Genomic DNA, 20,990 nt, shown 5'->3' with positions numbered 1-20,990 from the left:
CTAGAACGAACAAATTTCATCTTTCTATTTTCTCCTTTGCTTAAAATTATAAATTATTAAATAATTTTTCAACATTATTTTACAACAAAATTAACAATTTTATTTTTAATAACAATTTCTTTCACGATGTGATGATTAACTAAAAAAGTTTTAACATTAGGATTTGCTTTTGCTAAAGCTAATAAATCCTCATCGGAAGTATCAATCACAACTTCTAATTTAGCACGTAATTTACCATTAACTTGGACTGCAATTATAACTTCATTTTTTTGTAAATATTTTTCATCATAAGTTGGCCAAGTTGATAGTGCAATTGCTGATGTTTGTTGTAAATTAACTCAAATTTCTTCTGCTAAATGTGGTACAAAAAGACTTAACATTTTCGTAAACCCTTCAAAATATGGTTGATAAATGGGGGTCTCATCTTTATAACAAGCATTAATAAAAACCATTAATTGCGAAACAGCAGTATTAAAACTTAGTTTTTCAATCATTTCTGTCCCTTTTTTAACCATATTATGATAAACAAAATCTAATTGGTGATTATTAACTTGCGTAAAGTTATTATTTTTAACAAGACGATAAACCCGATCTAATCATTTTCGGGCTGAGTCTAAACCGCTTGGATTTCATGGTAACGATGCTTCAATTGGACCCATAAACATTTCATATAACCGTAAAGTATCAGCTCCATGCGATTTAATAATATCATCAGGATTAATTACATTACCTTTTGATTTACTCATTTTTGTCCCATCAGCACCTAAAATCATCCCCTGGTTCACTAACTTATAAAATGGTTCTGAAGTTGGGACTAACTTTTGATCATATAAAAATTTATGTCAAAACCGTGAATATAATAAATGCAAGACAGCATGTTCTTGGCCACCAACATATAAATCAACTGGTAATCATTTTTTTAATAATTTTTGTGCTGCTGAACTTCGTAAATCTAACATTTCATTGTTTTCCATTAAAATATAGCCCAAGTAATATCAACAACTACCAGCTCATTGCGGCATTGTATTAGTTTCTCGTCGTCCCTTTTTACCAGTGCTATCAACAACTGTTAACCAATCTTTTGCATTAGCTAATGGTGATTCTCCAGTTTGCGAAGGTTTAATGTTTGTCATTTTTGGTAATTCTAATGGTAATTCTTTTTCATCAACTAAACTAATTGAACCATCTTCTCAATGAATAACCGGGAATGGTTCTCCTCAATAACGTTGACGAGAAAATAATCAATCACGAAGTTTATAAGTTACCTTTGCAGTGGAATGTCCTGCCGCTGATAAAACAGTAATTGCTTTTGTGACTGCCTCGTTAGTTGTTAAACCATTTAAAAACTCCGAATTAATGTGTTTTCCATCCTTATTGTGTAATTTTCCATAGTGTTCACCTTCAATAACATAACTAATTGGTAATTGATATTTTAAAGCAAACAAATAATCACGCTCATCATGACCAGGAACAGCCATTACAGCTCCGGTTGCATAAAATGGTAACACATAATCAGCAATCCAAATTGGTAAAACTTTTTTGTTAACTGGATTAATTGCATAACTTCCAATAAACATTCCCGTTTTTTCTTTACTATTGTCTTGACGATCTAAATCACTTTTTGCTTTTGTGGTTGCTAAAAATTCTGTTACTTTTGTTTTGTATTCTGATGTTGTTAATTTTGTGACTAATGGGTGCTCTGGTGCTAAAACTATGTATTCAACACCAAAAATAGTATCTGCTCGAGTTGTAAAAACTTCAATAATTTCTGAACTATCTTGAACTGCAAAATTAATTTCAGCACCAACTGATTTACCAATTCAATTACGTTGTAAATCCTTGACTGATTCTGGCCAATCAACTTCATCTAAACCTTCTAATAATTTTTCAGCATAAGCCGTAATCTTTAAAACTCATTGCCGCATTGGTTTTTTATAAACTGGATAATGTCCTCGTTCTGATACCATTTTGCCATTGATATTTAAAACTTCTTCATTTGCTAAAACAGTTCCTAGTTCAGGACACCAATTAACATCAACATAACGCATCTCAGCTAAACCATTTTGATATAATAATTCAAAAATCAATTGTGTTGTTTTAAAAAACCCTGGTGAAGAAGTATTAACCTCTTTATTATAATCATAACTAAATCCAAGGGCTTTTAATTGATTCCGAAAATTAGCAATGTTTTGTAATGTAAATTCAGCAGGATCATTTCCTGTTTGTAAAGCATATTGTTCAGCTGGTAATCCAAAAGCATCTCACCCAATTGGATGTAAAACATCATACCCTTGTAATTTTCGCATACGGCTAACAACATCAGTTGCAACGTATCCTTTTGGATGTCCAACATGTAAACCTGCCCCCGAAGGATACGGAAACATATCTAAAATATAAGCCTTTTTATCAGAATTATTTGGTGTTTTAAAAGTTTGGTGTTTTTCTCAATATTGTTGTCATTTTTGCTCAATTACCTTATGCGAAAATTCCATTTTTATTATCCTTTCTTAATTTTATCTTTTCTTATTATAGCATTGTTCGTAAAGTTTGTTAGCGGTTTAAGCACTATTAATTTAATTTTATTCGCGTATAATAAGAACTATTAAGAAACCGAGAAAGTAGAGGAAAAACAATGAGTGTACAACAAGCAGCACAATTTCGTAAAGCCATCAAAATTTACGATAAAACAAAAACAATTAGCGATGCTCATTTAAAAACAATCTTAACCACTGGTGCTTTAGCACCTAGTTCAAATGGATTAGAACCAGTGAAAGTTATTATTATTAAAGATCAAAAATTAAAAGAACAAGCAGCATTAAATTGTTTTATGGCAGGAAACCAACAAAAAGTAAAAGACGTTCCAGTTTTGGCATTATTATTAGGATCAAACGGAGATTATTTAACTTCAGAAGAATTTCTAACAAAACGTTTGGGACGAATTTTTGAAGGCGAAGCATTAACAAATAATGTAAAAGGAATGAGTAATTATTTAAAAACTTGCCTAAGTCCAGATATGTTTTCTGATGAACAAACACATATAGTTGCTAGTTTTTTGGCATTACAAGCAGCTGATTTAAAAATTGGGTCAAGTATTATGGGCGGGGTCACACCAACCCAAGCTATTCCCTTTTTTTAAAGAACACAATATTGTTGACACAACAAAATGACATTTAGCTTTAGGAATGCTTTTTGGATATTATGATGACAACACAGCAGGAACAAGTTTTCCCCGCTTACGAATTCCAGAAGATGAATTTGTTACTATCTTTTAAAAGTTAATACACAGATAACAATTAATCAGAAAGCAATAATATAACCATGAAAACATCACTTAAAACATTTTTAATTATTAGTTTAAGCTGTAATGTTATTTTTCTATTAGCACAAATTGCAACAACAATTCCGTTAGTATTATATAAAAATACCTTACACTTAAGTAATAGTGATTTATCACAAATTTTCTTTGGAATTTTAATTATTATTATTCTAACAATGTTTATTAGTAATTGAATTATCGTTCGAAATCCCTTACGAAAACTAAGCAAAACTAAAGAATTAACTCCGTTACAAGCAGATTTAGGATTTAATATTATAACCAAATATTCACATTTACAAACAGAATATGATGGTTATCTTTGATATTTAAAGAAAAAAGGTTTTATCCTTGTAACAACGCTTGGCATTAACTTTAGCTATGCTTTAATTACAGCTGTTATTTTTTCTATCTTAAGATAAATAAAAAAGAAAATAATATTATTTTCTTTTTTTATTTTGAAGCTTTCGCTTCTAAGTTATCTTTTTCTTTTGTTTTTTTTGCAGCTTCTTTTCGTGCTAAGGCTTTCGCTGTTTTTTTCTCCGCAATTAAACGACGGCGTTTTTTCATTGCCATTTCCTATTCACCTTCTTCTTTTGATTGTTATTAAATTTTTTTAACAACTAATTTTAACTTAACAATTCTTGTTCAATTTCATTACGAGTTACAAATCCAGTTTTTCGTTTTAATTCACTTCCATTTTGAAATGTAATTAATGTTGGAATTGATAAAATTCCATAATCTTGAGCAAGATCTTGTAATTCGTCAACATTAATTTTAACAAAATTAACATCACCACGGTCTTTTGCCAATTCACTAATTACCGGCGCAATCATTTTACATGGTCCACATCAATCAGCATAAAAATCAACTAATGTTAATTTGTTTTCGGCAATTGCTTTTTTAAAGTCATCAATAGTTTTTATTTCATTTACAGCCATTTTTACTCTCTCCTTTACTGAACTTTCTTGCTTTTTTTATCATATCACAAAAGTTTTATTTTTTTAATAAAAACTGTTGCAAATATTTTGCTGGTACATCTTCCCGATTTGATAACGTCACCTCATTGGCCATTGCTTTTAATTCATCAATTGCATTACCAACAGCAATTCCAACTCCAGCTTGACGAATCAATTCAAGATCACTATAAGAATCACCAAACGAATAAGTTTGACTAATATCAATCCCAATATGATGTGATAAAAACTGCAATGCACTCCCTTTTGAAATAACTTTACAAGCAATTTCAAAAACACGATTATTATACTGTGTAATATCTAATTGTGGTAATAGTTGCCGTAATTCTTGTATTAATCCTGCCGCATCATTATCATTCAATGATTCATGTGTAATAACATTGGCATGCGTAATGTCTTCAATAATCTCTTCTGGTTTAGTAATAACCTGATATTTAGTTCGCATTATTTTTGATCAATAATAAGAATTTTCACCATACTCATAAACATAAGTACTATTATTACTAAAAAAATGAACTTTATACTTTTGATAAGTAAATTTAAAAAGAGTATTAATTTCAGCTGTTGTAAAAATCATCATTCATAAAAAACTATTTGTTTTAAATGAATATGCACTCGCCCCATTGTTGGCCAAAACATAACCATGATATTTATGAACTTTTAGTTTACGGGCTTGACGAATTGCATCATTTGCTAATCGCCCCGTTGTTACCACAAACGGAATTCCTTTTTTTTGCACTGAATTAATGGTTTTCTTCGTCAATTTACTAAAACGATGATTATCCTTTAATAAAGTTCCATCTAGATCTGAAAAAACGGCTTTTTTCATCTGTATCCTTCTTTCTAACCAAAAGTTGTATGATCAATTATTTAAGGTATGTATCAGACACTATTTTATAGTTTTATTAATTATAGTAGAAAAATAACAAAATTAAAAAAATTTTACAAAATAAAAAAACACTTATAAAGTGTCATTTGTTTCTTTTTATGGTCCGGGTGAAGGGACTTGAACCCCCACGAGTTACCCCGCCAGATCCTAAGTCTGGTGCGTCTGCCAGTTCCGCCACACCCGGGTATTTGGTTTTTAAAAATGGTCTCCTGTAAAGGACTTGAACCTTTGACCCACTGGTTAAAAGCCAGATGCTCTACCTACTGAGCTAACAGGAGAAAGTCAATGGTGCTGGCTAGAAGAATTGAACTCCCAACCTACTGATTACAAGTCAGTTGCTCTACCAGTTGAGCTAAGCCAGCCTATAATTAAAAAATGGTCCGGTGTAACGGACTTGAACCGCTGACCACCTGCTTGTAAGGCAGGCGCTCTCCCAACTGAGCTAACACCGGAAAATGGTGACCTGTACGGGGTTTGAACCCGTGAATGCATGCGTGAAAGGCATGTGTGTTAACCGCTTCACCAACAGGCCAATAAATATTCGTAAAAATTTTCAAAAAAAAATAATGGCGCCTAGTGCAGGACTCGAACCTGCGACCGATCGGTTAACAGCCGAGTGCTCTACCGACTGAGCTAACTAGGCATGGCATATTTTTTAGCCTTATTCATTATATACTAAATATTGAAAAACAAGCAACTATTTTTAGCCATTTTTTTAATTTTTATAAAACTCTTTAAAAATTAAATTTGTGCAATAACTGTTGCATCAATTTAATTTATTTATACTTTTAAAGATAATTTTATAATTAAGCTTAAAATAGCCAAAATATTTAAAAAACAAAAAATTTGAATTAATAGTCTTTTCTTATTTTTATTAAGAGTACTAAAATCTAATAAATAAAATAACATTAATTACATAAGTCACATTAAGAAAAGAAGCATAAAGAAATTATGCAAAATAACATGAATATAATTATATGATGTAAAGAAAATTCAGATTCCATTTCTATTTGTTGCAATAATTATCTTACTAAAGGGTTGGGCATATAAATAGCTTAAAGTTATATACTATATAACAATATTGGCAATTAATCCAAAAAAACCTAAATAAACCGGAATAAAATCTTCTGATACTCATCATTATCTTTTAAAATAACGTGTTGATTATTGTAATATATTTCATATAAACTTAATAATAAAAAATAACTAAAGATAAGCATAAGTAACAATAATTTACCAATTAAAAATAAATCATTTAATAACATCAAAAATAAAGGCATAAAAATAATAATAAAAACATTTAAAACAGTACAATAAAATATTCACTCTTTTTTAGGTTAACTATAATATTTACTTGTTTTTTTGCGTTAAAATTTTGAGGATAACTCCGATTTTTCATTATTTTAAATAAGAATTTTTGCTCATGATGTTTAATTATATACAATTGAAAATATCAATCAATAATATTAATGACAATACTTACACCTGTTAATATAGAAAAATTAATGAGAAGTCACTGTCAATTAATATCTCAAGTATAATAAATATAAAGTGAAAAAACAGAATTATTAATACTGTTGTAATACAACGTGACCATAAACTATTTTTAAACTTATTTTGACTAATAATCATTTTTTAAAACATATTTAATAACTTTTTCATTATTAATCTTCCTTTTAATTCAAACTTAATATTATTTTTAAAAATTATCGTGTTAGTAAATATTTATCATGACTTTTTCTTAGTTTGATTATAGCAAATCCAATCAAAATATAACAAAAAACAATATTTTTTGTTAAGATATATTTATAACTTTAAGAAGATAAACAAAAAGAAAGTTTAAGATAGTTATCTAAAATGAAAAATAAACAGCAAAAATGATTTATAATTACCCGACCAATTAATTTTCTTGGTGTAAAAACAATCTGAAAAGATATTAAATAACTACCCAAGAGTTTTAAGATTCTTTTAATTTGTCTTGGCATTATTGTTACCTTATTATCTTTTTTTGATTTTAATCATTTTATTGATCCTTATAATATTCCTTCTTTCTTTAGTATTGTGAATGTCCTAAATACTCCCAAACCTTATTTGGACAATATGCCAAAATGAATTGATGCAACATTATATTCCTTAAGTGGATTAGTTAGTTTTACTGGAATTTTAAATGTTTTTTTAATTAGTTTTGGAAAAATGAGTAACTTTTTTTGAGGTTTAATTAATGTTACAACTTTTGGATTATTTGCTTTTGATTTTGGTTATACCGGTGATGCACAATTAAATTTATTCTTTTATCTACCCTTTCAGTTTATTGGTTAATACATTTGACAAAAAACATTGGTCTTTGAACAAAACTCCTCTTTAAACATTAGAACATCAAAATGATGAATTATAACCCCAATTGTCCTAAGCGCTTGTGCTATTTTAACAATTGCTTGATATTATGAAATTCCCGCCTTTCATTATGCTGTTGTCAAACAAGATTATGCTTATTTATACCAATCAGTTCCGCATCTTTTCGATAGTATTACTAATAGTATTGCAATTATTGCTTCAATTCTAATGTTTTTACGATTAAAAGAACAATGAATTTTATGATTAATTTCTAATATTTTGTAATTTTCAATGTTTGCTGGAGTAAATAGTGTTGGTGGTAATTATCCTATATCAATTAATATTAATATGCTAATTCAAATGAGTTTCTTTATTGTTAATACAATTATTGGTTTTTTAATTTGAAGTGGTTATTTAAACAGAGAAAAAGCAGAATAATAATTCTGCTTTTTTTAAATTATTTCTAATAATTCCATTAATAAAATTTTTAAATCACCCGCCATTTTTTGGGTTTGTTTCATAATATAATCATCATCCACAAAATCAGGATTATCACCAATTGAACAAACTGTTGCTGTTGCTAACCCAGCCACTTTCATCCCACTATGAAAGGCGGCAATTGCTTCTGCAACAATACTCATTCCAATCATTTGCGCATATAGTTTATACATCCTTGCTTCACTAGCTGTTTCAAATATTCCGCCTGGATATCCAACATATACTCCTGTTTTTAATTTAATATTGTTTTTTCTGCAACTGTTAATAGTAACTGTCGTAATTTATTATCATATAAATTCTGCGGAATTGGTCAGCGAATTCCTAATCGTGGATTATTTAATCCAATAATTGGATTGTCACCAAAAGCATTAATATGATCTGTTATTGCACAAATTTCGCCAATTTTAATTGCTTGTGCATTTAGACTAGCAGCCGCATTAGATGCTATCATTGTTTTAACATTTAACAGTACTAAAGTATAAATTAGAAAAGCAATTTCACTCATGCTATATCCCTCGCAATAATGGTGTCGCCCTTGCATAAATACCACTTTTTTACCATTATGTTCAGCAAAAACTAAATTTCCAAAATGATGTGGTGCTGTACAACCTGGTCAAAACGGAATATCAACATATTTAATACTATGATTAATTTTAAATGAAGCAGCAAGATCATTATAACCTGAACCAAGGACCATTAAAAATTGATAGTCTTTTCAATCAACTACTTTTTGTTTCAAAAAATTAACGTCTGTTGTTAAATTTTCATCATAAAGTTTATTATCTAACCGCATATTACTAGCCTCCTTACCTTCTTCTTTATATTTTAAAATAAACTTATTATTAATACAATTATTCTTTTACATTATTTTTAACAAAAAAACTCTTTCAAAAAGAGTTTCCTTGCATATTTATCTTTTCAACGTTACTGGACAAAGGCAAAAGCAATAAAATATCCAATAAAACAGAGGTCTAAAATATAAATTGTAATTGCCACAGTTTTGGCTTTTTTTGTAATTAAACAAATTAAGGCATATGCAATAAACCCAAGCGCTAAACCATTTGTAATTGAAAAGGTAACAATCATTGTAATAATCGTAAAGAAAGCAGCAATTCCGAATTCTGGTTTTGCTCATTCAATATCTTTAATTTGACTAACCATTAATGTTCCAACAAAGATAACTGCCGCCCCAGAAATCGCTGGCGTAATTAATTTAAAAATTGGAAATAACGGAATTGCAACTAAAAACATTGTTCCTGTAATAATGGCAGAAAATCCAGTTCGTGCTCCTTGTGAAACGCCAGTTGTTGATTCAACAAAGCTTGTCACCGGTGAACATCCTAATGTTCCACCAACTAAGGTTCCAACAGAGTCAGCAATTAGAGCGCGTGGTTTTAAATCATATTGTTCTCCTGTTGCGGTTGAAATTTGTGTTGAAACAGAATATAACGTTCCTGTTGTATCAAAAAAATCAACAAAGAGAAAAACAAAAATTGAAATATACATAATTGGTGATGTTCAAATTTTTGGATTCGTAAATGCTGTGAAAGTTGATTTTAAATTAGTACCAAAGCCATTAAAATCACTATAACTTCAACCCTTTCAATGTGCAAAATTTAATCGGATAAAATCACTGTCAATAACATTCCCAATAATCAAAGAAACACCCAGCCCTCCTAAAATTGCAATTGCAATTGCTCCAGGCACTTTATTAAAGTGTAAAACAAAAATTAGAATTAATACCCCAAAACCCATTAAAATCATTGGCAAATTAGTTTTTAAATTTCCTAATGTTGCAACTGGAATTCCACCATTAACAACAATTCCTCCTGGCGTAACAGCATTATCACCAACAAAACCAATATTATGTAAACCAATATAAGCAATAAAAAAGCCGATTCCAGCCCCAATTGCCAGTTTTAATGAATTTGGAATTGCATTAATAACAATTGTTCGTAATTTTGTTACTGAAATAAGACAAAAAATAACCGCTGACAATATGACAGCAATTAAAGCCCCTTGGTAACCCAAACCATTATTAGCAACATTAAAAGTAAAAACAGCATTCAGTCCCATTCCTGGTGCCAAACCAACTGGCATATTTGCTGATAACCCCATAATTAATGTAGCAATGAAAGATGCCAGTGCTGTAGCAATGAAAATTCCGCCAAAAGCCATATTCTGACTTGGATAGGCCAGATGATTAATATCTGGTGCAGTAGATAACATATTCGGTTGGACGGACAAAATATATAACATTGCTAAAAAAGTTGTTAAACCACCAATAATTTCTTTTTTAAAAGTAGTTTTTAAATCACCAAAACGAAAAAAAAGTTTCAATCTTTTTTTTAAACATTTAATCTAACTCTCCATTCAAATCTATGCAAAAATAAAAAACATTAACCTTGTTGATAAACATAAGTTAACGCAAAAAGAAAGAGCATTAACCTATAGAGTCTTTGTTACATTTACAAGACGTAGAAACGCTAGACCATATTACTAGCATATACAGGTGGTGTTGTTTAATAGACTTCTTGCATTACTTGTTAAAAAATTGCAAATATTTGTAAAAAAGATACTAATAGAAAAATATAATTTTAATTAATTATGTTTTTTATTTAAAAATTTAATATTTTTCCACAACGAAAAATTAATTTATTATTTAAATTATTTAATTTTAAATAAATATTTTATGTTAAATATAATAATTGTAAATTATAAATTGGGGCAATTAAATTAAATCTTAAACCAAATCTTTTTCTTCGATTACGATATTTTTCTGTAATAATTTTAAATTTTTTAAGAATAGCAAAAATATTTTCAATAATAATTCTCATTTTTGAAACTAGTCTATTATATTGCTTTTGTTCTTTGTTTAAAGGGTTTTTCTTTGTTTTCTTTGTAGGTATTAGAAAATTATTGTGATTTTTTTGTATTCCTTGATAACCACTATCAACTATTAATTTGGTATTTTTTAAAATTAGGATTTTTGATTCTTTAAATAAAGCATAATCATGTTTTTTTCCGAGCGAAAAACTTGTTGCAATAATTTTTTTGGTTTCTTGTTCGATAATTACTTGTGTTTTGATCGTGTGTTTTTTCTTTTTACCAGAATAAGATTGTTTTTGTCTTTTTTTGGGCGTTGGATTGGAGTTTCGGTAGCATCAATAATAATAGTTTTATCATTAAAATAATCATTTATTAGTGCTTTTTTACCGGCAAGTTGTTGAAAATCAGAGTTTTTAATTAAAATATCTTCAATTCACTTAATATTACGATAACAATTAGCCTCACTAATATCAAAACTTTTACCAAGATGAAAATAAGTCTGATATTCTCGTCAATATAATAAAGTCATCAATAATCTATTTTCTAATGATAATTTATTAGTTTTACCACCTTTTTTAAATTTTTCTATTTCAGCAACTTTTAAAATATCTAACATTTTATTAAAAGTGGATTTTTTTATTCCTGTTAATCTTAACCATTCTCTATCATTAAGAGTATTAAATTTATTATTGTTCATATTTTTATGTCCTCATAAATTATATTTTATAATAATATTTTAATAAAAAATGGTATCGCAAGAAGTCTAATATATTTACTCTTTAAATATACCGAATTAAATTTTAAAATTCAATCCCTTTAACATAAACAAATGACATTTTCAGAAAACGGGAAAAAAGCTTTAAAACTAGTATAAATTTTAAAAGTTTTTAAATCTTTATCTGATAAATATTCTGTTGCTAATGTTATTAGATCTTGGCGATAATGTTCTACTAAATTTATTCAACAAAACCAACCAAGAATTAAAAAAATAATCCCCATAATTGATAAAACCTGAATTGCAATTCCCATCCCATTAATAACATCACTGTCTTTTAAGAATTGTGTTAAAACAACTAAAATTGTTGTTCCAATAAATAAAAATAAATCAAACACTAAAAATCATGATAAAAATTTTAATCAAAAAAAAGATTTTGACTCTTTTGTTTTTTTATTATAAACATAATAAAAATGAAAAATAATATCATAAATTTTAGCAATACTTTGGTCTTTATAATCATTTTGTCGAATAACTACGGCATTACTTATTTTAGAAAAATTACGCGCTTTAATAATACGTTTTCGTTCCCCGATATTAACATCTTGAAAATCATTATCATCTAACATTTTTCGTAATAATTTTCGTGGTTCTAAAGCTGTTTTACGTCTTTTATATCCAAGTAGAACAAAACCAAAAGTTAATCATCCTAAAATAAACAAACCTGTAATTACAATGAAGACAAAATAAACTAATCCTGTTATTTGTGCTAATCCAAACATTTTTAATCACATTCTCCTTACATATAAATCTTACCTTATTTTTTAGATTTTTCGTCTGGTTCTTGGGTAATTAGTTTGCCATTTTCATCAAATGACTTCGCACAAAATCCAACACCATCGAAAACTTCAGGGACACATTTAAAATTATTTTCAATTTCTTGTAATTTCTGTTGAATTTCTGCTTCTGTTAATTGATTATCTCTTTGATCTTTTTTCATAATTTTAATTACTCACTGCCAATAATTATAACACTTTATTCTATAAGCAATCAGAGAGTAACTTTAATTTAATTATCTTAAATTTTTAATACTATTTTTTCGATAAAAATAAATAATAAAAAACAAAGAAATTTTCTTCTTTGTTTTAAGATAAAGCTTAATTAATTATCTAAATAAGCAATTGCTTCAATTTCAACTAAAGCATCTTTTGGTAAACCTGCAACAGCCACTGCTGAACGAGCGGGAAAGTCTTCGGTAAAATATGTTTGATAAACTTCATTCATTGCCGAAAAATCATTAATATCTTTTAAGAAAATATTAACTTTTACAACATTTGCTAAGCTATAACCAGCTGACTGAATAACTGATTTTAAATTTTCTAATGCTCATTTTGTTTGATCAGTAATTGTTGTTCCACCAAAAGTCATTGTTGATGGATCTAATGGTAATTGTCCTGAAACATATAGAAAGTTACCAGCTTTAATTGCTTGTGAATACGGACCAATTGCCTGCGGAGCTAAGGTAGTTGCGATAATTCTTTTACTCATCTTAAATTTTCCTTTCTTATTTAGTAAAAATTGTTATTAAAATGTTGACTATTTTGCCGACCATCGCAAACGATGTTCCAATATTAATTCTAAAACATGATGGTGGCGTTTCAACAAAATCATTATCTTTACTAACAATTAATTTATGTTTTCATAGTAGTTCATTAACTTCTTGTTAAGTTAGGTTAGTTTCTGCATAATTAATTCAAACCAAATATGACGCTTCTAATTTCATAATTTTTAAACCTGGAATTACTGTTAGTTTTTCTTTAACATACTGATAATTTTTTACAACATAGGTTAACATTGCTGTCTTTCACATAATTACTTCCGAATTATTATAAGCAGCAAGATAAGCTGGAATTGTAAACACATTGGGTGACGTGATTGAAGCACGTTGATATTGTTCATCAATTTTGGCTCTTAACATCTCGTTATGTGTAATTAAGTACGATGATTTTAAACCGCCAAGATTAAAAGCTTTATTTGGGGAATTACAAACAATTAGATAATTATCTAAAATTGTAAATGATAGTAACGAATTAAATTTAACGTTTGGTAATGCTAAATCACCGTGTACTTCATCTGATATTATTAAAACATGATATTGCTGACAAATTGCAATTATTTTTTGTAATTCGTTCCTTGTTCAAACACGCCCCCCAGGATTATGAGGATTACACAAAATAAATAATTTTGGTTGATATTTTTTAATTGTTGTTTCAAACATTGCAAAATCAATTTGATAAGTATCATCGACTCATTGTAATTGATTTGCAAGCAGGCGCCGTTTATTATTAATAATTGCTTGCCCAAATGGCCCATAAACTGGGGTTTGAACTAAGACATAATCATTAACATCTGTTAAACATTGAATTAATTGATGCAACGCATTAACAGTTCCATGAACCAACTTAATTTTATCAACCGGAACGTTAACTTGATGTTGATGATAATATCAATTACTAATTGCTTGATAAAGATCATCACTAACATAACTATAACTATAAACTCCTTTTTTTGCGCGTTCCAAAATAGCATCTATAATTGGTAGTGGTGTCGTAAAATCTAAATCGGCAATTGATGAATTAATGATATTATCACCAGTTAGATGATAATTTTTTGCAATGTAAGTGTGATCTCATTTTCGTTCTAAATTTTGACTACGGTCAATGATAATATCAAAGTTATATTTCATTATGATCAGTTTTACCTTTCGATCTTAGAATTATTTTTTCTCTGTTTATGATTTAAATATTGTTCTTGTTCCCTTGATGATAATTGTTTAAATTTTTTTAAATGCTGTTTTTTAACAACTGGAACAATTCCTAATGATAAAATATTAACTGTTCAAGTTTGAACTTTTTTCTCAATAATTGGTTTTGTCTTAATATATTTTAACCCTAATAATAAACTTGTTGATATTGCGCAACCAATAATGGCAAAGATTAATCATAATAAGATTGCTACCCCAATTGAGACGGTACCCGTTGTTGATTGGATCCCCGCCATTGTAATAAAACCACCACCAGTAATTGTTGAACCTAAATTAAAGGCTGCACATAATCTCCCCGAAACAGCACCACCTAGCATAAACGAAGGAATCACACGGAATGGGTCAGATAAAGCAAACGGAATTGCACCTTCAGTAATTCCTAACGATGATAGAATTCATGCCATTTTACCAGCTTCTTTTTCATATTGATTGGAAAAACGACGACCAATAAATGTTACTAATGCTGTAGTTCAACCAGTTCCAATTCCTGCTGCTCAAAAACAAGCATATGGTACCAATAATGTTGGGTTAGTTAATTGTCCCCCAGTAAAGGCTTGTGAAAATGATGCAAATGAGAAAGCTCATACTACTTTATTAAATGGCCCGCCCAAATCAAAGACACACATCATTCCAATAATAATTCCTAGCAAGGCTGCTAAATTTGATGTTTGTAAAGTTGTTAACCCACTAAAAATAACATTAATTAATAAAGCAATTGGTTGCCCAATAACAAATAAAATTACACACATACTAATTAATGACCCTAACATAGGATATACAAACCACGTTAAAACTCCTTGCATTTTTTGACTAACTAAATATTTTTTAAATAATTTCATCATATATCCAACTAGCATCCCAGTAATTAAACCACCTAAAAACCCAAGGCCATCAACAATTACTGTGCCATCAGCAGCGGTTTTTGTAACATAGACACATGCTAAACCACCAAGAAACCCTGGTGTTAACCCTGGTTTATCAGCCATGGCATAAGCAATATAAGCTGCTAGTACTGGTGCTGATAAAATACTTAAACTTTTTCCAGCAACATTACTTAAAGTATTTAATCAATTAGCATGTTGCACAATATAATCCGCTCCAGCAATTTGAATAATAATTGTAATTAAAGCTTGAATTGCTGTTCCAGCCACAATAACTGGTACTGCATAAGAAATTCCCGTTAAAACAGCATTTTTTAAACTAACAGCTCCCGTTTTAAAATGTAATTTAAATCAACCTTTCTCCTTTTTAGTTTTAATTTGTTTTGTTGTTGGAATCTGTTGATTTGGAAGTTGACGCATAATTTGAAATGCTTTTTTAAAAACACCATCAACATCATACAATGGTTCACTAACCGCTACTTTTAAAATTGGAATATCAACAAACCGTTCTTGTTCACCAATAGCAATATCAGCCGCAATAATTAGCACATTAGCGTTTTGAATATCTTCTGGTGTTAATTTATCTTCAAAACCATTTGCTCCTTGTTTTTCAACTTTAACTGCATAACCCAAACGCTTTGCTTCATCTTCAATTTTTTTCGCCGCCATATAAGTATGCGCTACCCCAGCTGGACAAGCAGTAATTCCTAAAACATAGCCCTTATAATTTTCTTTTGTTACAGTTGTTGGTTCATCTTCTGCTTGTAATAATGCCAAAATTTTTGTTTTATCGTTTTCTTTTTTTAAGGTTTGCCGCAGATCAGGATTTAATAATTTTTTAGCAACATTACTTAAGACTTCTAAATGAATATCATTTTTTTTATTCGTTGGAATAATTAAAGCAATTGCAACTTGAACAGCACTATTATCAAATGTTGGTCATGATAATCCAGTTTGATAACGGACAAAAATAACCGCTGGTTTTTTAATATATTTAATTCGTGCATGGGGAATTGCAAAACCATCTTCTAACCCCGTTGATGTTTCATGTTCCCGGGCTCATAGCGCTTTTGTTAATTTATCAATATTATCAATACATCCTGCCTTATAAGCGATTGTTGCTAATTCTTGAAATGCCTCATCTTTTGTTGTAGCTGATGAATCTAAAACAATTTGTTCAATTGAAAAAAGATCATCTTTATTTTTAATACTCATTTTATCCTCCTTATTTTAATAAAATTTTGTTGTCCTTGCCTTAATTAAAGCAAAAAGGAAAATTAAAACAATAAAAAAACTATATTTTGGAATATAGTTCTAACAAATGAAATAGATTTTATTAAAAATACTTGCGAATAATTTTTGCATATAAATAATCTAAAAATTGCATTACCGTTTGTGAACGAATTGAAAAAACATCTCAAATTTCATTTTCCCGCGAATTAACAACAAAATAATTTGTTATGTGTTCTGTTAAAGCAGTTTTTTTCCCAATAATTCCAAAGGAATATACATCAGGATTAACTTGTTTAGCAATTGCAGCAATAAAATTCGATTGTCCACTCAAAGTGATATAAAGCACCATGTCATCAGTCATTATCATTGGTAAATAAGATTCAATTGAGTTTAAATCATTTTGGTGAATAACATTCTTATTAATTCATCGTAACCGTTGAGCAAAATTTCGTGAAACATTATATGCTAAATTAAACGCAAAAATAAAAACAGTTTTAGCAGTTGTAATTTTTTTAATTAATGTTGATAAATCATTTTGAAAAAAAGCAGTGTGTAACAATTCCGCTGATTCAATTTTAATTTTTAAGTATTTGTCAAAAAAAGCCATTTCATCATGAACTAATTGCTTATTAGCATTAAATTGTTGAACATCTAACGAAACATGTTCTGTTAAATATTTGACCTTAAATTTTAATTCATTAATTCCTTCCAATCCAAGTTTTTGACAAAATCGAATAATCCCAGCGGCCGAAGTAAAACAATTAGTAGCGATCTCACTTGTTGTTAACTTATTAATTGTTGTAAGATTTGTCAAAATATAACGGGCAATTGTTTGATTTGTTAAGTTTTTTTGATCAACTGCTAATATTTGTAATTGTTTTAATAAATCTGTGTCCATTTTTAAGCCTCCTTGGAATGATTAATTCTAAATTCCACCTCAACAAGCAATTGGTTAAGTTCAGTTCATTGTTTTCAAAATTGGATAACGTCGATTCATAAATCGTTTATTTAAAGCAAAAGCAACAATAAACATTACTAATAATAATCATAAGAAACTAATTAAGTAATCACCAATGTTAACTGTTCCCGAAACATAGGACAACATATTATAAACAATTTGATAACGAATTAAATTAATAACCATTGCTCCAATTGGAATTGAAATTACTCAACTAATTAAAATAATTGGTAAATAAATTAAAAACATTCGGTTAAAAATTCAAAGGTCAGAATAGCCTAATGCTTTAAAGCTATTTAAGACTTTTAAATTATCTTTTAAAATAATATTAGTAATAATGAAGATTTGGAAAATACAAGCAACAATTGATGCAACAAGTATTAGTAAATAAATTAAGAATAAAATAATTTGTAAATTAATCGTTTGCTGTAACAATATTTTTAAGTTTTGCGTTCCATTATATATTGGCGAAGGTTGATATTGAGAAGGATTGGGTAAAACATTATAGTTGTTATTTTTTTCATAAACCCCAATATAATGATATGTTTCATTTTGAAGTAAAGATGAATATAATGTTGCTAATCGTTTTGGTGTTAAACGTTGATTATTATAACGATTAATTAAAAACATATTTTTCATTCCATTATCAAACTGATCAGCAACAACATAAAAAGTAACATTTTTATCATTAAAATTGCTTACTAAAATATCACCAATATTAACACCTTGTAAAAACCGATACGCTTTGTTAATAATAATTGGATATAATTGAACACGATAATTGGTTGGATCTCACTTTGGATTCTTACTATAAAACCAGTTTTTACTTTGAATTAACTTTTTCATTTCATTAACTTGCAAAATAGCATAATTAACTTTTGAACTAAAGCGTTCTGCTTGTGCTGCACGTAATAAACTATCTGTATCACCACTTTGGTCAAAACTTTTTATTTTATTAAAGAATCAACTAATATCTGTTTTTTCTTCAACGTTTGGATAAAATAAATTAGTATTATTTTTATAATCATAAAACTCAATTGCATTTCCTGTTAAAGATTTTAACTTTTTACTACTAATAAAATTACGATAAAAAGTTGGGATTGATAAATTAATTGTTGATTCATCATTTGCCGTTTGATAACTTGTTAAAAAATGTTCTAAATTATTATAATTAATTGCTTCTTGCGCATAAAGACTTTGTGTATAAGCAAAAATTTCTGATTGATATGGTCCATAAATAATTGGTTGATACCCTATTGTAATAATTCCATCTTCATGACTTAATTCATTAATAAAATACTCGTAAACAGACCCTTGGATAAACTTTGTAATTTGATCATAATATTTGGTATCTTTACAATTTTGTAAGTATCATTCATAAGAATTAGCTTTAAACCATAAATGTTTTAACGAAGGAATAACAGTACTATCACCAACAAATGGTCCACAAACTGGTGGTGTTGTTCCAACACTAGTATATTTTTTCAAAACCATTTCTTCCGTAAAAATTTTTTGTTGGGGATTTAATAAAAGATACCCCGAAACATTAGGATCTTTAACTGCAGCTGGACTTTCATATACCAAGTAATCATATGGTGGGGTTTGACCAGTAGGATCATTATAGTTTGTATCATAACGGTAAACATATTTCCAATTTGTATTTTCTTTTAAATTAAGATTGATCTGACTAAAATTAATAATGGTTGTTAAACCAGTAAACAACATTGCTCCCGTTAAAGTTGTTACAACAATTGTTAATAATAATTTCCATTTTGCATCTAAGGTAAACTTAAGACTAATATTATATTTAAAATTTAAATGTAAAAAACCAATTTTTGGAATGTGCGTTTTTACCACTTTTGGTTTTAACAAAACTAAGGTTGGTCGTGACACTTCAATAATGATAAATAAGAACGCATAGGCACAAACAACTAAACTTGACAATAAATACGTTCCAATAATTAATCATCACGGTGGAATTGAAATATAAGTTGTAAATTCTAAAAATCCTTGATATGTAATATTTAGGATAAACGCAAAGATTCAACTCGTTATTAGTGATAACGAAGCAATTACAAACATTAATAGTAGAAAACAAGATAATAGTAAAAAAGCAATTGTTCCTGTGCCATAACCTTGGGCTTTTAAATTTCCAATAATACCACGGTTAACAAATAACAATTTATTGACAATCATACTGATCATAATAAATGATGAAATTACTAATAGTAATGAAATCGCCACTAAAATTGACCAAATAATTTCTTCTTTATTTGAAATCAATTCTTTCATATGATTTAACGGGCTATACGCCCCGTTTGAATATGAAAAATTAGCATTATCATAAACATTTGCCATATCACTTCAACTATTTTTTGCTGCTAAAAAATCATTGTTTCATTGGTCCTTCGCCAATGCCGCATTAATTGTTACCCCATTACTCATAATTCGGGCTGCTGCTGCCATATTTTGCTGCAAACGATCATATTCATCACCACGAATTCATAAATACGGATTATAAATAAATGATGATTCATTCGAAGCACTATTAACATAAGCATTAGTTCCAAATCCAACAACACGATATTTAAATCCATAAATGGTAAAAGAATCACCAATTTTAATTTTATTATGCGAAGCATAAGAATTATTAATAATAATTGGTGGATAATCACTTGTTGCATTATAATCTAAAAAAGTTTTATAATCCCCCTTAACCATAATTGGTGTTGTTCAATAATACGGGCGATCACTTTGTATGTAAAAATTTTCAGCTTTAAAAATGTCATAAACTTGCATTGTTTCATTCATAATTGCTCGATCAGCAACCGAACCAATAATGACAGAATTTAATAAAAGTAATTCTAACTGATAAATGCGTGGTTGGTTTTGAACAAAACTTTGATAAGCATCAGTAAAAACATTTGTATCAGTTGCTAAACGCGGATTATTTGGTGAACTAACAAACGGAATCAAACCATTAGGGTTTTTTAAATATCCCAGTAGTTCAGCATAATCTGCTTGACTTAAAAAATAATCACTACTAGGTAAAATATTGCTTGTAAAATTTAAAACAACATTCCCCGTTGCTTTTAGTTGCTCAACAAAATAAGGATTTGAACTATTTAAAGCAAGTCATTTTCCGTTATATGTTGGATCCTTTGTTGAATCTAAAAAAATTTGATAACTATCATTCGTTCCCTTTCGCAATAAAAAATAAGAACTTTCTACTTTTGTAGCATCAATTGTTTGGTTAGAATTAATATAGTTAATGTTATTTAATCCATATGATAAATTTTTATTATTTGAAGCAATTTTTAATTGCTCACTAAAGCGAAAAGAAATATTGGTATTATATAAGTTTTTTCCAATCACAGCTAATTGACTAGTACTTAAATCATTTGACATAATCATTCCTCCAAAAAGAGTAATGACGACACCCAACATTAAAAACAATCCCAAAACCTGCAAACTATTCTTGGTAAAACTTAATCAAAAATTTTTGAATAAATGTCTTATCATTAGTTTTCATCTCCGTA

General features: G+C 28.5%; 18 protein-coding genes, 6 tRNA genes, 1 pseudogene and 1 riboswitch. Of the genes and pseudogenes, 5 read left to right on the top strand and 20 right to left on the bottom strand.

Translation table 4 applies throughout. The features are described 5' to 3' along the window. Positions 1–74: 74 nt before the first annotated feature. A complete protein-coding gene (gene leuS, locus MSROBK_RS01590; RefSeq protein WP_040092729.1) occupies positions 75–2,492 on the bottom strand; it encodes a leucine--tRNA ligase in 2,418 nt (805 codons plus the stop codon). A 140-nt stretch (positions 2,493–2,632) separates the two neighbouring features. Between leuS and MSROBK_RS01585 the strand changes: the two genes are divergently transcribed. Both MSROBK_RS01585 and MSROBK_RS01580 read left to right on the top strand, forming a co-directional pair. Continuing rightward, on the top strand, positions 2,633–3,136 hold the full coding sequence (locus MSROBK_RS01585; RefSeq protein ID WP_227991351.1) for a nitroreductase family protein: 504 nt from the start codon (positions 2,633–2,635) through the stop codon (positions 3,134–3,136). Positions 3,137–3,318: 182 nt separating this feature from the next. Then, complete coding sequence (locus tag MSROBK_RS01580; protein WP_040092727.1) at positions 3,319–3,735, top strand: hypothetical protein; 417 nt, start codon at positions 3,319–3,321, stop codon at positions 3,733–3,735. Between the two features lie 31 nt (positions 3,736–3,766). On the opposite strand, the gene MSROBK_RS12040 is transcribed toward MSROBK_RS01580, so the two are convergent. The 9 genes from MSROBK_RS12040 to MSROBK_RS01540 form a co-directional block, all read right to left on the bottom strand. Beyond that, positions 3,767–3,889 carry a hypothetical protein gene (locus MSROBK_RS12040; protein ID WP_258267038.1) on the bottom strand — a complete coding sequence of 41 codons (123 nt, stop codon included), beginning with the start codon at positions 3,887–3,889 and terminating at the stop codon, positions 3,767–3,769. A 53-nt stretch (positions 3,890–3,942) separates the two neighbouring features. Beyond that, on the bottom strand, positions 3,943–4,254 hold the full coding sequence (gene trxA, locus MSROBK_RS01575) for a thioredoxin (protein ID WP_040092726.1): 312 nt from the start codon (positions 4,252–4,254) through the stop codon (positions 3,943–3,945). Between the two features lie 55 nt (positions 4,255–4,309). Further along, positions 4,310–5,119, bottom strand: a complete 810-nt coding sequence (locus MSROBK_RS01570; protein WP_040092725.1) for a Cof-type HAD-IIB family hydrolase — start codon at positions 5,117–5,119, stop codon at positions 4,310–4,312. A gap of 159 nt (positions 5,120–5,278) precedes the next feature. Then, a tRNA-Leu gene (locus tag MSROBK_RS01565) sits at positions 5,279–5,363 on the bottom strand. An 18-nt stretch (positions 5,364–5,381) separates the two neighbouring features. Then, positions 5,382–5,457 (bottom strand) — tRNA-Lys (locus MSROBK_RS01560). Positions 5,458–5,465: 8 nt separating this feature from the next. Then, positions 5,466–5,541: transfer RNA gene (locus MSROBK_RS01555), tRNA-Thr, on the bottom strand. A 14-nt stretch (positions 5,542–5,555) separates the two neighbouring features. Continuing rightward, positions 5,556–5,631, bottom strand: a tRNA-Val gene (locus MSROBK_RS01550). Positions 5,632–5,635: 4 nt separating this feature from the next. Beyond that, a tRNA-Glu gene (locus MSROBK_RS01545) sits at positions 5,636–5,711 on the bottom strand. Positions 5,712–5,746: 35 nt separating this feature from the next. After that, positions 5,747–5,822 (bottom strand) — tRNA-Asn (locus MSROBK_RS01540). Between the two features lie 1,448 nt (positions 5,823–7,270). Here MSROBK_RS01540 and pnuC point away from each other — a divergent pair. The 3 genes from pnuC to MSROBK_RS11385 are packed head-to-tail and all read left to right on the top strand — an operon-like array spanning position 7,271 to position 7,951. Beyond that, complete coding sequence (gene pnuC / locus MSROBK_RS11395) at positions 7,271–7,498, top strand: nicotinamide riboside transporter PnuC (RefSeq protein WP_227991349.1); 228 nt, start codon at positions 7,271–7,273, stop codon at positions 7,496–7,498. An 18-nt stretch (positions 7,499–7,516) separates the two neighbouring features. Then, complete coding sequence (locus MSROBK_RS11390; RefSeq protein WP_227991348.1) at positions 7,517–7,798, top strand: nicotinamide mononucleotide transporter; 282 nt, start codon at positions 7,517–7,519, stop codon at positions 7,796–7,798. A gap of 6 nt (positions 7,799–7,804) precedes the next feature. Beyond that, the gene (locus tag MSROBK_RS11385; RefSeq protein WP_227991347.1) at positions 7,805–7,951 is read left to right on the top strand and encodes a hypothetical protein; all 147 of its coding nucleotides are present in this window, start codon (positions 7,805–7,807) and stop codon (positions 7,949–7,951) included. A 14-nt stretch (positions 7,952–7,965) separates the two neighbouring features. Here the strand turns inward: MSROBK_RS11385 and MSROBK_RS11380 are convergent. The 10 genes and pseudogenes from MSROBK_RS11380 to MSROBK_RS01480 all read right to left on the bottom strand — a co-directional run bounded on the left by MSROBK_RS11380 (position 7,966) and on the right by MSROBK_RS01480 (position 20,859). Continuing rightward, positions 7,966–8,552, bottom strand: a pseudogene (locus MSROBK_RS11380) (purine-nucleoside phosphorylase). Between the two features lie 383 nt (positions 8,553–8,935). Further along, the gene (locus MSROBK_RS01520) at positions 8,936–10,351 is read right to left on the bottom strand and encodes an NCS2 family permease (RefSeq protein ID WP_227991346.1); all 1,416 of its coding nucleotides are present in this window, start codon (positions 10,349–10,351) and stop codon (positions 8,936–8,938) included. Positions 10,352–10,442: 91 nt separating this feature from the next. Beyond that, positions 10,443–10,543, bottom strand: a riboswitch (purine riboswitch). Positions 10,544–10,701: 158 nt separating this feature from the next. Next, a protein-coding gene (locus MSROBK_RS01515; protein ID WP_105628873.1) for an IS5 family transposase occupies positions 10,702–11,537 on the bottom strand; the annotation gives its coding sequence in 2 pieces (ribosomal slippage) (positions 10,702–11,141 and positions 11,141–11,537; 837 coding nt in all). Positions 11,538–11,656: 119 nt separating this feature from the next. After that, complete coding sequence (locus tag MSROBK_RS01510; protein WP_040092821.1) at positions 11,657–12,337, bottom strand: hypothetical protein; 681 nt, start codon at positions 12,335–12,337, stop codon at positions 11,657–11,659. 35 nt (positions 12,338–12,372) lie between these two features. After that, positions 12,373–12,555: a hypothetical protein gene (locus tag MSROBK_RS01505; protein WP_040092722.1), complete on the bottom strand. Its 183-nt coding sequence runs from the start codon at positions 12,553–12,555 to the stop codon at positions 12,373–12,375. A 161-nt stretch (positions 12,556–12,716) separates the two neighbouring features. Continuing rightward, positions 12,717–13,103 (bottom strand): RidA family protein, encoded by a 387-nt coding sequence (locus MSROBK_RS01500; RefSeq protein WP_040092721.1) that lies wholly within the window; start codon positions 13,101–13,103, stop codon positions 12,717–12,719. A gap of 175 nt (positions 13,104–13,278) precedes the next feature. Further along, entirely contained in the window at positions 13,279–14,301 is a 1,023-nt protein-coding gene (locus MSROBK_RS01495; RefSeq protein WP_227991345.1) for a MalY/PatB family protein, read from the bottom strand. A gap of 11 nt (positions 14,302–14,312) precedes the next feature. Next, on the bottom strand, positions 14,313–16,475 hold the full coding sequence (locus MSROBK_RS01490) for a fructose-specific PTS transporter subunit EIIC (RefSeq protein ID WP_040092720.1): 2,163 nt from the start codon (positions 16,473–16,475) through the stop codon (positions 14,313–14,315). A 121-nt stretch (positions 16,476–16,596) separates the two neighbouring features. After that, positions 16,597–17,391, bottom strand: a complete 795-nt coding sequence (locus MSROBK_RS01485; RefSeq protein ID WP_040092719.1) for a MurR/RpiR family transcriptional regulator — start codon at positions 17,389–17,391, stop codon at positions 16,597–16,599. A gap of 54 nt (positions 17,392–17,445) precedes the next feature. Then, entirely contained in the window at positions 17,446–20,859 is a 3,414-nt protein-coding gene (locus MSROBK_RS01480; protein WP_227991343.1) for an ABC transporter permease, read from the bottom strand. Between the last annotated feature and the right edge of the window lie 131 nt (positions 20,860–20,990).

It is taken from the genome of Spiroplasma poulsonii (assembly GCF_009866525.1).
In the GTDB taxonomy this organism is placed as follows: Bacteria; Bacillota_I; Bacilli_A; order Mycoplasmatales; family Mycoplasmataceae; genus Spiroplasma; species Spiroplasma poulsonii.
This window is presented reverse-complemented; position numbering and strand designations above follow the sequence as displayed.